The sequence below is a fragment of the Clostridium sp. D43t1_170807_H7 genome, assembly GCF_015555905.1.
Lineage (GTDB): Bacteria > Bacillota > Clostridia > Clostridiales > Clostridiaceae > Clostridium.
Window position 1 is genome coordinate 57,645 of the sequence record NZ_JADNLK010000009.1, and the last position, 15,042, is coordinate 72,686.

Sequence of the window (15,042 nt, forward strand, 5' to 3'; positions counted from 1 at the left end):
TATTAAAATAAATCTTGCCTGCTGAAGTGGCGGAACAGGCAGACGCACAGGACTTAAAATCCTGCGGTAGCGATACCGTACCGGTTCGATTCCGGTCTTCAGCACCAAAAAGACTGTATAAATTATACAGTCTTTTTTTACTATAAATTCTAAATTTCTTTATATACTTTTATTCTTTTTTATTAATATCAGAAAACTCCATTTCAAACATATATTTTAAAGATGAATCCCCTATTAAATTTTCTTCCTCTTCATCTGCTACAGTTCTTATTGGTAATGTAATTATAAATGTAGTTCCCTCATTAAGCTTACTCTTTACATCTATATTTCCATTATGTAAATCTATTAACCCTTTTACAATAAATAGCCCTAAACCACTTCCCTCATTTTGTCTATTAAGGCCTCCATTAAAATCTGCTCTTTTGAACTTTTCAAAAACATGTTCTTTCATTTCCTCTTCCATTCCAATACCATCATCACTAATTTCTATAACAACATTATTAGTCTCTCTCTTTACTAAAACCATTATATTTCCACCATCATTCGTAAATTTTATAGCATTAGATAATAAATTTAATATAATTCTTTCTATTTCCCCCTTATCTATAGCTGTAATTATTTCTTCTTCTTCCGTATCGAAAATTACATTTAAGTTATAAATTTGGGCTAAATCTACAATAGTTAATGTTATATCTTCAACTACTTCTACTATATTCTCATTTGTAAAATTAGCATCCATATATCCCATTTCTAATTTACTTACATCAATTAAATTATTAATATATCTACGCAATCTATTAGCATTTTTCATTATATAATTTAATCTTTCAGTAAAAAAACATGCATTAAACTCTCCTTTTTCCAATTTTATTTTTAATAAATTAGTAGCATTTATTATTATATTTAAAGGTGTTCTAAGTTCATGGGATATTGTAACAATAAAATCAGTTTTTATTTTTTCTCTTTCCATCGATTCTATTAATAGCAATTTATTTTCTCTGGCTATTTTTGTATTTTTAATAAATAAATAAATTAAAAATACTATACCAACTATGGCTAATAAAACTAATGTCCATACTATTATAAGTAAATATTTAGGAAGTAATAGATCAAATATATTTTTATTAATAAACTTACTATTTTGTGGTAATCTTAAAGGATTAATATCATATTCTAAAATAGCATCATAATTAAAAATTGGTATACTAAATGTATTACGTACAGGTACTACATTATAGGCAAAACTTTCTTCTACAATATTATTCAAAAGTGTATATGTTACTTCTCCTAACTTATAACCATCATTAACTATCCCCCCTACTGCTCCAGCATAAACATATTCTTCTAATTTCGTATAAATAGGAGCCTTAGTTACTTCTTTAATTCCATTTATAACATCCTCTGGTTGAACTAGATCTGTTTTATTGGAATCTTTAAATGTCCCGCATAAATATATCGCACAACGTTTATCTTCTATTTCCTTACATTTCTCTTTAACATCTTTAAAATGTGTTTCTTGAATAATATGATAATTAAATGGCTTTTCTGATTTATCAATAATTTTTGAAAACTCTTCCTTAATAGTATTACAATAAATACTATTATCTAAAATTAAATATATATCTGAAACCTCTTTACTAGCCTCTAAAATTGTATTTACTATAGGTAAATTATATTGATACTCTAATATTCCAGTAATATATTCATTTTCATCTTTGGTTAAAAATATAGTTTCATTTATCCCTACATAAATAACTTTTTTCTTATAAATAAATAAATTCTCATTAAATAAATTTTTTCTAACTAATTGAAAAGCTTCATCATCTAAAGTAATTATATATTCAATATTTGAATCCTTATATTTAACATTTAAAAAGTTAATAAAGCCCTCATCATATTCTTTAGATTCTAAAACTTTACTATCTAAAAATTCAGTTTTCGCTATATACCTATCATTACTGTTCTCAAATCCCTGTAATATAGAACTTTCCCACTTATTAGCCGGAGAATATGATCCTATTATAAGAACTTTCTTTCCTCCACTTACATCGTCGCAATAACACTTACTATAATCCATACCTATAAAAACATATAAAATCGTAATTAAAAAAACTAAAACACTTTTTTTATTCATATGGTTTTCTCCTACTTTTTAACATCTCTTTATATATTGTGTATTTATTAAAAAAATATTAAATTTTACTAATGTTCTTTACAAAAAAAAGATAGAATATTAATTTCAAAATCAACATTCTATCTTCAACTTATTTATTAATTAAAGTAATTTTTCAATATTTAATAAACTGCTATCCTTATTAATTGCACCTATATAATACTCTACGCCCTTACTTACAGCACCAAAATCACCATGTCCATCAGAGCCTGCTGTTATTATCATGTTATTTTCTTTACAGAATTCTAAACATGTTTCTGTCATTAAATCACTATTTGCAGGGTAATAACATTCAACTCCATCAACACCTAATTCTTTTAGGATTTCAAGTTTTTCTATTATTTCCTCTTTAGTTTTATCTTTATAATAATTACAAGGATGCGCTAATACTACATATCCTCCAGCCTCATGAGTAATATCACAAACCTCTTTTACACTCGGAAAATCAAACTTTTCATGTCCACACTCATATTTTCCATAAAACTTCATTCCATCAAAAAGGCCTTCTGTAATACCTTTATCAAATAAATAATGTATTCCCTTCCATCCACCTTTTCTTCTATCATATTCATAAGAATTATAATCTTCTAAAGATATATTTTCATAATCTTTTTCCATTCTTCTTATAAGCTCTACACTTGTTTCTAATAAATTTTCTTTAGCTTTGTTTACTAACTTAAAGAAATTCTCATTATCATTAAACTTATATGCTAATAGATGCACTAAGTGCCCCTCAAATATTGAATCTATTTCAACTCCTCTTATTAGAGTAATACCTTCTTTTTCAGCTTCGATTTTTACTTCTTCATATGAATCTAAAACATCATGATCAGTTACTGAGATAATTCCTACGTTCTTATTTTTAGCATCCCTTACTATTTCTTGTGGTGACATTGTTCCATCAGAATAATAACTATGTATATGTAAATCTGTTAACATATTTTCCTCCTTAGTTTTAAAAATATTTATTAAATAAATTTAAACTAATAATCTTAATATAAGCTTTAATTAGTTTAATATACCTACTTAGCAATTTAATCAATTTAAACCACATATTTTCTCTTATAAAAAGGTACTTATCTAATAATATTATCATATCATATTTTTTAATTTATTTTCATTTTATAATAAATATCATAATTAAAATAAATTATCTTTTCTAGGCTTAAAGTTAATTTACTTATTTTTTTGTTTTCATTCTTATTATTTTAAGGTATAATAACCAATGGAGAATAAATTGATATACATAATTGTTAATTTTATAACATTAAGTAAAACTTAACGAATTCTCTATAATATTTTAAAATGTACGGAGGTATTGCCATGTTAGTTTCAGCTAAAGAAATGTTAAACAAAGCAAGAGAAGGAAAATATGCTGTTGGTCAATTCAACATCAATAACTTAGAATGGACTAAAGCTATTTTATTAACTGCACAAGAAAATAACTCACCAGTAATCTTAGGAGTATCTGAAGGTGCTGGAAAATATATGTGCGGATACAAAACTATCGTAGGAATGGTTAACGGTATGTTAGAAGAATTAAACATCACTGTACCAGTTGCTCTACACTTAGACCACGGTAGCTACGAAGGATGCTACAAAGCTATGGAAGCTGGATTCTCATCAGTTATGTTTGATGGATCTCACTACCCAATCGCTGAAAACATCGAAAAGACTACTGAATTAGTAAAAGTTACTTCTGAAAAAGGATTATCTTTAGAAGCAGAAGTTGGATCAATCGGTGGAGAAGAAGACGGAGTTGTTGGTAAAGGTGAAGTTGCTGATGCTCAAGAATGTAAATCAATCGCTGACTTAGGAGTTACTATGTTAGCTGCTGGTATCGGAAACATTCACGGAAAATACCCAGAAAACTGGCAAGGACTTGCTTTTGATGCTTTAGAAGAAATCAACGCAGCTTGCGGAAACATGCCATTAGTATTACACGGTGGAACTGGAATCCCAGAAGATATGATCAAGAAAGCTATATCTTTAGGAGTTTCTAAAATCAACGTTAACACAGAATGTCAATTAGCATTCCAAGAAGCTACAAGAGCTTACATCGAAGCTGGAAAAGATAAAGAAGGAAAAGGATTTGACCCAAGAAAATTATTAAATCCTGGATTCGAAGCTATCAAAGCTACAGTTAAAGAAAAAATGGAATTATTCGGATCAATCAATAAAGCTTAATTCCTTTAAATATAAAAAGAGCACAAATGTGCTCTTTTTATATTTAACCTCTTTTAAAACAATAATATATATCTCCATATGATTTTATTTTATCTATATCAATTTTATATATCTCATCTAATATATAGACTTCTATATTTTTACTATCAGTATTCTTACCACTTACAAAGTTTTTTAAAGCTCTTTTTTCTCCAATGTAAAAAGCTATTGTTGCAATTAATATTGCTTGAACTATTTCACTTTTATTTTTGCATACTCCAATGCTAACAGCTATCATTCCTGTATATATATCATCTAATACATCTTTATCATATAAATCATTATCATTACTATTATTTTTTATGATAAATTCGCTGTATCCATCGGTTATATAATAATTATCATCTTTTATAATTATTACACTATTATTTCTCTTTGAAAAATTTCTAAATCTACATTTATCATTTTCATCATTTATACTATTTTCTTCAACATTCTCTTGAAATTTTATCAAAGTTTCTATTTCACTCTTTGTTCCTTTAATAACATTAATATCATATCTATTGGTAATACTTAATGCTAAATTTCTTTTGTTAATTAACGAATCTATTCCATTGGCTTCTAATAATACTATCTCTCTTTTATTCATAGCTATCAAAGCTTTTTCTATATCTAATACACCTTGTGAATTTATTTCATCTAAAAAAATCAGTAATGTATTTATTGAATCAAGCTCTTCGTATTGTTCGCTATTTTTATAACTTAATCTGCCATTATAATGATTAATCGAAGCTTCTAAAGTACGTAATCTTTCATTATTAGCACAGCAATAAATAAGAGGTAGCATACTCTTTTGCAAGTCTAATATATATTTTATAGACTCCTCATTAAGCCTCATAGCTCTTCCTCACTTTATTATCTATAGTGCAACCTTTGCCCACCAATATAATATTCGACAAAATCTACAATGTGCACAATATAACTAAATTGTTCGTTACGTGGAAGCGAAAAAATGAAATATTTATTTTCCAGTAACGGTGAAATTTTCACCTAGAATTTATATAATTGATTCCGTAAAGTTTGCTAAAGTTTTTAAACTCGCTATTCGCTCAAACAGTAAAAACTTCTTTACGCAACTTTACTCCATCAATTATTAAATTCTACGGCTTAATTTCAATGGTCCTTCCCAATTAATATTTCATTTTTTCTTTTTTTCACGTAACTATCTATAACATAACACACCTTTACAGTTAATGTCTTTTGCTACATACTGTATGACAAGTCGTTAACTTTTAAGGTGTCATTGCAGTTCAGCAAGTGGAAGAGAAAATATTAATGATATTATCGGAAGGAATATTGTAATTAAGTTTTAGAATTTAATTGTTTTTGGAAGAAAAAGAGCGTTAATAAGCTGAGGGAACAAAGTGACTTTCGAAGCTTTAGCTCTTTTTCTGGAAAAAACAATATAAATTCTTAACGCAAATTACACAATTCCTGGAGGTTATATCATTAATTTTTCGGCTCCACGTGACGAACAATTTTATTCTATTCTTCACCAAAGACTTTTTTACGAAGCTCAAGTCCTGCTTTTGTTACAGCAACTCCACCCATTGCTGTTTCTCTAAGTGATGCAGGAAGACTCTTTCCTATCTTATACATTGCTGAAACAGTGTCATCAAAAGGTATTTTACTACTTACTCCAGCCATAACCATATCTGCTGTACAAAGTGCACTTATAGCTCCTGCTGCATTTCTTTTTGCACATGGTATTTCAACAAGACCTGCTACTGGGTCACAAACAAGCCCAAGAATATTCTTCATAACTATAGCAGCTGCATCTAAACTCATTCTAGGAGTTCCACCCATCATTTCAACAACTGCTGCTGATCCCATAGCTGCTGCTGATCCACATTCAGCTTGACATCCACCTTCTGCTCCTGAAAGTGTAGCATTCATTCCAATTATCATACCTACTGCTGCTGAAGCAAATAATCCATCTATAAGTTCTTCATCTGTTTTTCCTAACTTCTCACCTGCTGATAAAATTACAGCCGGTAATATCCCACAAGATCCTGCTGTTGGACATGCTACTATTCTTCCCATACCTGCATTAACTTCTGATGATGATAATGCCATGGCCATAGCTTTTACAGTTACATCTCCAGTTAAAGTATCTCCTTTTTCTAAATACTTTTGAATCTTATATCCATCTCCACCAATAAGACCACTTAATGAATATACCTCTTTTTCTCTACCTTCAGTAGCTCCATCCTTCATTACCTTTAAATTTTTAGCCATCTTCTCATATACTTCTTCTCTAGATAATCCCTTATCTTCCATTTCAACTCTTATGGCATATTCGCTTAAAGATATATTTTCCTCTTCACATATTCTTAATAACTCTTCACCAGATCTTGCTAGCATACTATTCACCGTCCTTAATTGGATTAATCATTATTACTTTATTTATACCTTCAATTGCTTTAACATTACCTATTATTTCTGCTGTAACTTCATGATCGACTTCAAATACCATTGTTGCATCTCTACCCTTTTGATTTCTAAATACTTTCATAAAAGCAATATTTATATCATTATCATAAAGTATTGATGTTACTTTAGATACTACTCCTGGAACATCTCTGTTTGAAATAATAATAGTAGGATACGCTCCAGTAAAGTTAACTGAATTTCCATTAACAGAAGTAACCTCTATACTTCCCCCTCCAATAGACGAGCCTATAAGCTCATATGTACCTTCTTTTCCCTTTATAACAAATTCAACAGTATTAGGATGAACATCACCTAAATCTGCTTCTCTAAATCTTATTTTTAGCCCCATTTCTTTAGCTATCTCTAAAGAATCTCTAAGTCTTAAATCACTTGGCTCCATTCCTAATATCCCGGCAACTAATGCTCTATCAGTTCCATGACCTTTATATGTTTTAGCAAATGATCCATGCAAATAAAATGTTACATCTTCTATATCTGCTCCTGCAACAGCTCTTGCAACCTTTCCAAGTCTTGCAGCACCTGCTGTATGAGATGATGATGGACCAACCATTATAGGCCCTAATATGTCAAAAACTCCTACACTTTTCATTATGTAACCTCCAAATTTATTATGTTAAGTAACTAAATTACTCTCTATAGCTTAGATACTATGATGATGAAAAATTGATTATATATATTTTTTTAAATAACCTAATAATATTAATATAAAAACTAACTATCCTCTCATAATAATTTATAGCACAAAACATTAACTATAAGGATAGCGTTATAAGCAGATACATGGAGAAAAAAATGAAATATTAATTTGGAAAGAACATTAAAATTGAACCGTAGAATTTTAATGTTCCCGGAAAATAAATATTTCATTTCTTCTCCCCATGTAATGCCAAATGTTTTAATATTTATAAAAAATGCTTCCTCCAATAAATTCTCTTAAAATTGAGTTTTGCGGAACTATATCTTTATCAATTTCTCTAAAGAAGTTTAATAATCCCTTTAACCTTTTAGCTTCATCATAAACTATACTATCTTCTTTAATTTTATCAAGCTCTTGAAGTGCATATTTCTTTAATACACATAACTCATAAACTAAAGTGGAATTGAACATTACGTCTGCTTCCTCTTGATAAACGAAAATATTTTTTTGCTCACCTCTTTTTATCTTATGCCACATCTTTAAAGTATCTTCTGCCCCATGTCCTCTTGATAATTGATCTCTTACAATTCTTCTAATTTTTCTTACATCAGTAGTAGTTATTCTATTATGATTATCTAAATTTAATTGAGTTAATGCTGAAATATAGATTCTAAATTTATATTTTTCATCAATATGAGATGTTAATATAGGATTTAATCCATGAATTCCTTCCACTATGATAACCCCATTGGCATGTAATTTAACTTTCTTACCTAACCATTCTCTCTCTCCTTTTATAAAGTTAAACTCTGGTATTTCAACTTCTTCACCTTGTAATATTAAATTTAAATGTTTATTAAATAATTCTGTATCTACTGAACCAATAGTTTCAAAATCATATTCTCCATCTTCATCTATTGGTGTTTGATCCCTATTTACAAAATAATCATCTAAAGATATTGGAACTGGTGTAATACCATTAACTCTTAATTGAATTCCTAATCTATTAGCAAATGTTGTTTTTCCTGAAGAACTTGGCCCTGCTATTAATATTAATTTAACCTCATTTTTTGAACTAATTTTATCTGCAATTTCTGCAATTTTCTTTTCATGTAAAGCTTCAGAAATCATTACTAAATTAATTAATTCGCCTTTATCAATTTTATCATTCAATGCTCCAACATTTCCTACCTCTAAAATATCTAACCATTTTTCAGTTTCTCTAAATATTTTAGTCATTTTCCTTTGTTCTACAAACTCTGATAATGTAAAAGTTTGATAATCATTTGGTCTTCTTAATATAAATCCATTTTCATAATAAATCAAATCAAAAGCTTTTATATCACTTGTTCTTTTAGTCATATGGCCATAAAAATAATCATATCTTCCATCTAATTCATATAAATTAACTGTTTTAAAATCCATTTGTTCTAATAAAAGCACTTTATCATTCATATTATAAGATTTAAAAATATTAATTGCTTCTTCTTTTGTTACCTTAATTTTATTAATAGGTAAATCCTTATCTATTAATTCTTTCATTTTTACTTTTATATCTTCTATATCTTTTACATTAAGATCTCTTTCTTTAAATACTTCTCCAAATATTCCCTTACCGACACTATGTTGAATTGTTATTTTTGCATTTGGAAATAAATCCAAGGTTGCTTTAATAAAAATAAACTGTAATGTTCTAGTATAATCACTCTCAATAGATTCATTCTTATTATTTACTAAATTAATATTTTCTTTCATCCTTACTCCACCCTTCTAAACCCTTATAATACCATTGCTTAATTAAAAAATCATATTATAAAAATCAGTGCGAAATTTTGTTTCATTATAAGTTTTTTTAATTAATCCTTTATACTCTTATTATATACTGCTTTAAAAATTATTCTATTATTTTATCGATTAATTTATCAATTAAAATCACTATTATTCTAAAATTCGTAGTGAAATTTGAATTTGGAGTTTTAGGCAACTTCGAGTGACTAAATATAAAATTTGGACTAATATTATTCTTTCAAAGGAAACTCCTTCTCCTAACGTCGAATGAGTACACTAAAGTGTACCTTCAACTGGCCAAATTTAAATTTGGAGTTTCAGGCAACTTCGAGTAACCAAATATAAAATTTGGACTAATATTATTCTTTGAAAGGAAACTCCTTCTCCTAACGTCGAATGAGTAACTTCGAGTAACCAAATATAAAATTTGGACTCTCAGTTAGAATAAAAGTATTTTTTATACAAATACTTAATTAGAGGTGATTTAATTATGTTCATTGTTCTAATAAGAACTATATTTTTATATTTTCTAGTAATACTTGTAATGAGATTAATGGGGAAGAGGCAAATTGGAGAATTACAACCATATGAATTTGTTATAACAATAATGATATCTGACTTAGCTGCTCTTCCAATGCAAGATACTAGGTTACCTTTAATTCTTGGTATTATTCCAATTATTACTTTATTGTTTATTAAAACAATACTAACTCAATTACAACTTAAAAGTCAGTTTACTAGAAAAATATTAGAAGGTGAACCTTGTATTCTAGTTTGTAAAGGTAAAATAAACTACCAAGCTCTAAAAAGACAACAAATTAATTTAGATGAACTTATGGAAGAACTTAGGCTTTCGGGCTATTTTGATTTAAATGAAATTCAATATGCTATTTTAGAAAATAATGGTCAACTATCATTTTTAACCTCTCAAAGTAGTAGTGGTGGTTCTTGTAATACTTCTTGTGACTCTAGTACACAACCTTTATCATCAGGAAGCCCAAATTCACCATCTTCTCAAAGTAACTCTAGTTGTAGTCAAAATACTAATAGTAATGCTTCTGGAAGCGAAAGTTCTTCTAAAAATAATAAAAAAAGTAACTCTGCTAGCTCTACTTCTTCTAATAGTTCTGACAATAATAATTCTACTAAACCACCTAAACTACCTATAATTTATGTATTAGATGGTCACGTTAATAAAAACGCCCTTACTACTAGCGGTAAAAATAAAAATTGGATTGAACATGAATTAAAAAAATATCATATTGATTCAATTAAAGATGTTTTAATTGCCATGATTGATACTCAAGGAGAATTTTTTTATCAATTATATGATAAAAACGAAAAAGACAAAGGAGCTAAAAAATGAAAAACTCATTATTTTCTATTTTTCTATTTGTATTATTATTAGGCTTTCTAACTTATACCGATATAAGCTTTAAAAATCTTTGCTCTGACGTTATAGAAATGTGTGATGAAATGGAAGAAAGCTTAAATTATTCTACTAAAGAAGAAAATTTTGAAAATGCTATGGAAATTTTTAATCTAATTCAAGATAAAGGTAAGATTGCTGCCATCTATATAAATCATGTAGATTATGACGTAATGTTAAATGAAGCTTTAAAATTAACTGTATATATTGAAAAAGATGATTCTAGCGAAGCTGAAGCCTCTCTTCATTTATTAAAATATAGTACTGAACACATGAAAGAACTCCAAGTTCCCAAAATGGAAAACATTTTTTAAAACAGTAAGCAAAAGATATAATTTCTTTTGCTTACATTTTTACATTCTCAATTATATTTATGCATAAATCACTTTATTTTTGCATAAACATTTTTATCTATTTGCTTAGCACACTCATTCGCCTTGCTTTATATACTAAACATTGTTATTTTATACAAATTTTAAATTAACTATTGAATATTTATACATAGTTTTGTATAATTATAAACATAAAGTAATTATACCAAATTATAGAAATAATAGGTAGTCAGTAGCGTTACGTTATACATTATAAGTTTAGAGGCAAATTTGAAGTAAACTTGTCTCTGAGTTTTTACTAAACTAATAATTTCACCCTACTAACTCCTAACTAATTTAAAGGGGGCTTTTATATATGAAAAAATTTAATAAAGTAGTCTTAGCTTATTCAGGAGGTTTAGATACATCAATTATAATTTCATGGCTTAAAGAAACTTATGGTTGCGAAGTTATCGCAGTAGTTGGTAATGTTGGACAAGCTGATGAGCTAGAAGGTTTAGAAGAAAAAGCATTAAAAACTGGAGCATCAAAAATTTATATTGAAGATTTAACAAAGGAATTTGTTTACGATTATATCTTCCCTACACTTCAAGCTGGAGCTGTCTATGAAGGTAAATATTTATTAGGAACTTCTTTTGCTAGACCTTTAATAGGAAAAAGACTTGTAGAAATTGCAAAAAAAGAAGGGGCTGATGCAATTTGTCATGGTTGTACTGGTAAAGGAAATGACCAAGTTCGTTTTGAACTTGCAGTTAAAAACTTTGCACCTGAAATGCCAATTATAGCACCATGGAGAATCTGGGATATTAAATCTCGTGAAGAAGAAATTCAATATGCTTTAGATAGAGAAATTCCAATAAAAATTACTTATGAAACTAACTATAGTAAAGATAAAAATTTATGGCATTTAAGTCATGAAGGTTTAGATTTAGAATTCCCTGAAAATGAACCTAAATATGATAAGATATTAGAACTTTGCAACACTTTAGAAAATGCACCTAACGAAGCAACTTATATTACTTTAACTTTTGAAAAAGGTATACCAGTTGCCCTTAACGGCCAAAAAATGGATGGTGTTAAGTTAATTGAAGAATTAAATAAAATTGGTGGAGAAAATGCCATTGGTATTATGGACATGGTAGAAAATAGACTTGTTGGTATGAAATCAAGAGGTGTTTACGAAACTCCAGGTGGAACTATTCTTTACAAAGCTCATGCTGATTTAGAAGAACTTTGTTTAGATAAGGCAACTCATCACTTTAAACAATCAATTGCATTAAAATTTGCTGATTTAGTTTATAACGGTGAATGGTTCACTCCACTTAGAGAAAGTCTTTCAGCTTTTGTTGATAAAACTCAAGAAACTGTTACAGGTGAAGTTAAGCTTAAACTATATAAAGGTAATATTATTAATGCCGGTATGACATCTCCTTATTCATTATACAGCGAAGAATATGCTACTTTTGGTGAAGATGGCGTATATAATCAAAAGGATTCTGAAGGATTCATTAATCTTTATGGTTTACCAACAGTAGTAAATTCAAAGATGAAAAATTCTTTAAAGAAACCGGGTAAGTAATATGAAGCTTTGGGGCGGAAGATTTACTGAAGGAGTTAATGAGTTAGTTAATACCTTTAACTCCTCAATTTCAATTGATTCAAGAATGTATAAGGAAGATATCGAAGGAAGCCTTGCTCATGTTAAAATGCTTGGAAAGCAAGGAATTATCCCATCAGAGGATAGCAAAAAAATAGTTGAAGGCTTAAAAGAAATATTAATAAGAATTAACAGTGGAACTATAGAAATAGATAAAGATGCTGAAGATATTCACAGCTTTGTTGAAAGTATATTAACTTACTATATTGGCGATGAAGGTAAAAAACTTCATACCGGTAGAAGCAGAAACGATCAAGTTACTTTAGATACTAAACTTTATCTAAAGAAATATATCAAAATTATAATAAATGAAATATTAAAACTTCATGAAACCTTACTTGAAAAGGCCAATGAAAATATTAATACTATTATGCCAGGGTATACCCATATGCAAAAGGCTCAACCAATTACTTTTGCACATCATATCTTAGCATATTGTGAAATGTTTAAAAGAGATATAGGAAGACTTTTCGATTCCTATAAAAGACTTGATGAAATGCCGCTTGGAAGTGGTGCTTTAGCAACATCTACATACCCTATCGATAGAGAGTTTGTAGCATCTGAGCTTGGCTTTTCTAAAATAACACTTAATAGTTTAGATTCTGTTTCAGATAGAGATTATGCTATAGAAACTTTATCTGCACTTTCATTAATAATGATGCACTTATCAAGATTCTCAGAAGAAATTATACTATGGTGTACTGGCGAGTTTAACTTTATAGAACTTGATGATAGTTACAGTACAGGAAGTAGTATAATGCCTCAAAAGAAAAACCCTGATGTTGCAGAATTAGTTAGAGGAAAAACAGGAAGAGTTTATGGAGACTTAATGACTTTACTTACAGTTATGAAAGGTATTCCTCTAGCTTACAATAAAGATATGCAAGAAGATAAAGAGGCATTATTTGATGGATTAGATACTGCTCTTCTTTCACTTCAAACCTTTAATGGAATGATTAAAACTATGAAAGTTAAAAAAGCTAATATGAAAAAATCTGCATCTGGTGGATTTACAAATGCTACTGATGTTGCTGATTATCTTGTTAAAAAAGGTATGGCATTTAGAAATGCTCATGAAATTGTAGGTAAAATAGTTCTTTATTGTATTGATAAAGATATTGCTATAGATGATTTAAGTATGGAAGAGTTTAAAAACTTCTCTCCTATTTTTGAAGAAGATATATATAATGCAATAGACCTATTAACTTGTGTTGAAGAACGAAGTGTTATTGGGGGGCCTAGCTCTTTATCAGTTAAAATGCAAATTGAAGTTTTAAAAAAATTTATAAAAGAAAATAAGGAGAATTTATCATGTTTAAAGTAGGAATTATTGGGGCGACAGGATACGTTGGAGTTGAATTGTTAAGACTTTTACTTAATCATGATAAGGTTACAGTTACCGCTATCTCCTCCTCTACTTTTAAAGATGAGGAGATAAGTTCTGTATATAAAAGTTTTTTCAATAAAACAACTCTAGTATGCGAAGATAAAAGTGATGTTATTGATAAATGTGATGTTATATTTACTGCTCTTCCTCATGGTTTAAGTGAAGAAATAGCAGTTAAAGCAATAAGCAAAAATAAAAAAGTAATAGATCTTGGGGCTGATTTTAGATTAGAATGTGAAGATTCTTATGAAGAATGGTATGGTAAAAAATTTACCTTCAAAGATATTCATAAGAATAGTATATATGGACTACCAGAGTTTAATGGTTCTAGAATTAAAAAATTTAATATAGTTGCTAATCCTGGATGTTATCCAACAAGTATTTCACTTGGACTTATGCCACTATTAAAAAATAACTTAATTAATACTAAAAATATAATTTGTGATTCAAAATCAGGAATTACTGGTGCTGGAAGAGGACTTTCCTTAAAGACTCACTTTGCAGAAGCCAATGAAAATTTTGCTGCATACGGTATTGGTAGTCACAGACATACACCTGAAATTGAACAAACCCTATCATATATGGCAAATGAAAATGTAGAAGTAACATTTACTCCTCACCTATTACCTGTAAATAGAGGAATACTTTCTACAATTTACTGCCAACCTAAAGATCAACTTACCCTAGAAGAAATTCATAAAATATATAAAAAACAATATGAAAATGAAGAATTTGTCCATGTATTACCATTAGGACAAACTGCTGAAATAAAACACGTTAAATATACAAATAATTGTCATATTTCTATTCATCAAAATTATAGAAAAAACAAACTAATAATTGTTAGTGTTATAGATAATATGGTTAAAGGAGCTGCAGGACAAGCCATTCAAAATATGAATCTATTACTTGGCTTACCACAAAATACTGGACTTAAATTAATAGCTCCAAGCTTTTAA

At 28.5% G+C, this 15,042-nt stretch carries 12 protein-coding genes, 1 tRNA gene and 1 pseudogene; 8 read left to right on the forward strand and 6 right to left on the reverse strand.

Annotation, left to right across the window (positions count from 1 at the left end):
* The first annotated feature begins 20 nt into the window (after window positions 1-20).
* Window positions 21-107: transfer RNA gene (locus I2E98_RS07440), tRNA-Leu, on the forward strand.
* Window positions 108-169: 62 nt separating this feature from the next.
* Here I2E98_RS07440 and I2E98_RS07445 read toward each other — a convergent pair.
* Window positions 170-2,134 carry a HAMP domain-containing sensor histidine kinase gene (locus I2E98_RS07445; RefSeq protein WP_195468321.1) on the reverse strand — a complete coding sequence of 655 codons (1,965 nt, stop codon included), beginning with the start codon at window positions 2,132-2,134 and terminating at the stop codon, window positions 170-172.
* Between the two features lie 141 nt (window positions 2,135-2,275).
* On the reverse strand, window positions 2,276-3,112 hold the full coding sequence (locus I2E98_RS07450; protein ID WP_195468322.1) for a PHP domain-containing protein: 837 nt from the start codon (window positions 3,110-3,112) through the stop codon (window positions 2,276-2,278).
* 384 nt (window positions 3,113-3,496) lie between these two features.
* On the opposite strand from I2E98_RS07450, the gene fba reads away from it, so the two are divergent.
* Window positions 3,497-4,360: a class II fructose-1,6-bisphosphate aldolase gene (fba, locus tag I2E98_RS07455; protein ID WP_195468323.1), complete on the forward strand. Its 864-nt coding sequence runs from the start codon at window positions 3,497-3,499 to the stop codon at window positions 4,358-4,360.
* Between the two features lie 43 nt (window positions 4,361-4,403).
* Here fba and I2E98_RS07460 read toward each other — a convergent pair whose 3' ends face one another.
* The 4 genes from I2E98_RS07460 to I2E98_RS07475 all read right to left on the reverse strand — a co-directional run bounded on the left by I2E98_RS07460 (window position 4,404) and on the right by I2E98_RS07475 (window position 9,245).
* Window positions 4,404-5,237, reverse strand: a complete 834-nt coding sequence (locus I2E98_RS07460) for a hydroxyethylthiazole kinase (protein ID WP_195468324.1) — start codon at window positions 5,235-5,237, stop codon at window positions 4,404-4,406.
* A gap of 647 nt (window positions 5,238-5,884) precedes the next feature.
* Window positions 5,885-6,763, reverse strand: a complete 879-nt coding sequence (sdaAA, locus tag I2E98_RS07465) for an L-serine ammonia-lyase, iron-sulfur-dependent, subunit alpha (RefSeq protein WP_195468325.1) — start codon at window positions 6,761-6,763, stop codon at window positions 5,885-5,887.
* A gap of 1 nt (window position 6,764) precedes the next feature.
* Entirely contained in the window at window positions 6,765-7,442 is a 678-nt protein-coding gene (gene sdaAB, locus I2E98_RS07470; RefSeq protein ID WP_195468326.1) for an L-serine ammonia-lyase, iron-sulfur-dependent subunit beta, read from the reverse strand.
* A 306-nt stretch (window positions 7,443-7,748) separates the two neighbouring features.
* A complete protein-coding gene (locus tag I2E98_RS07475; RefSeq protein WP_195468327.1) occupies window positions 7,749-9,245 on the reverse strand; it encodes a nucleoside kinase in 1,497 nt (498 codons plus the stop codon).
* Window positions 9,246-9,768: 523 nt separating this feature from the next.
* On the opposite strand from I2E98_RS07475, the pseudogene I2E98_RS07480 reads away from it, so the two are divergent.
* The 6 genes and pseudogenes from I2E98_RS07480 to argC form a co-directional block, all read left to right on the forward strand.
* Window positions 9,769-10,200, forward strand: a pseudogene (locus I2E98_RS07480) (YetF domain-containing protein); the annotation flags it as partial.
* 246 nt (window positions 10,201-10,446) lie between these two features.
* Window positions 10,447-10,644, forward strand: a complete 198-nt coding sequence (locus I2E98_RS16315; protein WP_347708023.1) for a YetF domain-containing protein — start codon at window positions 10,447-10,449, stop codon at window positions 10,642-10,644.
* Window positions 10,641-11,021 (forward strand): DUF4363 family protein, encoded by a 381-nt coding sequence (locus tag I2E98_RS07485; RefSeq protein WP_195468328.1) that lies wholly within the window; start codon window positions 10,641-10,643, stop codon window positions 11,019-11,021. Before I2E98_RS16315 ends, I2E98_RS07485 begins: the two co-directional genes overlap by 4 nt.
* Before the next feature lie 373 nt (window positions 11,022-11,394).
* Window positions 11,395-12,618 carry an argininosuccinate synthase gene (locus I2E98_RS07490; RefSeq protein ID WP_195468329.1) on the forward strand — a complete coding sequence of 408 codons (1,224 nt, stop codon included), beginning with the start codon at window positions 11,395-11,397 and terminating at the stop codon, window positions 12,616-12,618.
* Window position 12,619: 1 nt separating this feature from the next.
* Window positions 12,620-14,020 carry an argininosuccinate lyase gene (argH, locus tag I2E98_RS07495; RefSeq protein WP_195468330.1) on the forward strand — a complete coding sequence of 467 codons (1,401 nt, stop codon included), beginning with the start codon at window positions 12,620-12,622 and terminating at the stop codon, window positions 14,018-14,020.
* Window positions 14,008-15,042, forward strand: a complete 1,035-nt coding sequence (gene argC / locus I2E98_RS07500; protein ID WP_195468331.1) for an N-acetyl-gamma-glutamyl-phosphate reductase — start codon at window positions 14,008-14,010, stop codon at window positions 15,040-15,042. Before argH ends, argC begins: the two co-directional genes overlap by 13 nt.

Excerpts from the sequence above, each read along its gene's own strand:
- I2E98_RS07445 (WP_195468321.1), bottom strand. The coding sequence starts at position 2,134 with ATGAATAAAAAAAGTGTTTTAGTTTTTTTAATTACGATTTTATATGTT.
- I2E98_RS07450 (WP_195468322.1), bottom strand. The coding sequence starts at position 3,112 with ATGTTAACAGATTTACATATACATAGTTATTATTCTGATGGAACAATG.
- fba (WP_195468323.1), top strand. The coding sequence starts at position 3,497 with ATGTTAGTTTCAGCTAAAGAAATGTTAAACAAAGCAAGAGAAGGAAAA.
- I2E98_RS07460 (WP_195468324.1), bottom strand. The coding sequence starts at position 5,237 with ATGAGGCTTAATGAGGAGTCTATAAAATATATATTAGACTTGCAAAAG.
- sdaAA (WP_195468325.1), bottom strand. The coding sequence starts at position 6,763 with ATGCTAGCAAGATCTGGTGAAGAGTTATTAAGAATATGTGAAGAGGAA.
- sdaAB (WP_195468326.1), bottom strand. The coding sequence starts at position 7,442 with ATGAAAAGTGTAGGAGTTTTTGACATATTAGGGCCTATAATGGTTGGT.
- I2E98_RS07475 (WP_195468327.1), bottom strand. The coding sequence starts at position 9,245 with ATGAAAGAAAATATTAATTTAGTAAATAATAAGAATGAATCTATTGAG.
- I2E98_RS07485 (WP_195468328.1), top strand. The coding sequence starts at position 10,641 with ATGAAAAACTCATTATTTTCTATTTTTCTATTTGTATTATTATTAGGC.
- I2E98_RS07490 (WP_195468329.1), top strand. The coding sequence starts at position 11,395 with ATGAAAAAATTTAATAAAGTAGTCTTAGCTTATTCAGGAGGTTTAGAT.
- argH (WP_195468330.1), top strand. The coding sequence starts at position 12,620 with ATGAAGCTTTGGGGCGGAAGATTTACTGAAGGAGTTAATGAGTTAGTT.
- argC (WP_195468331.1), top strand. The coding sequence starts at position 14,008 with ATGTTTAAAGTAGGAATTATTGGGGCGACAGGATACGTTGGAGTTGAA.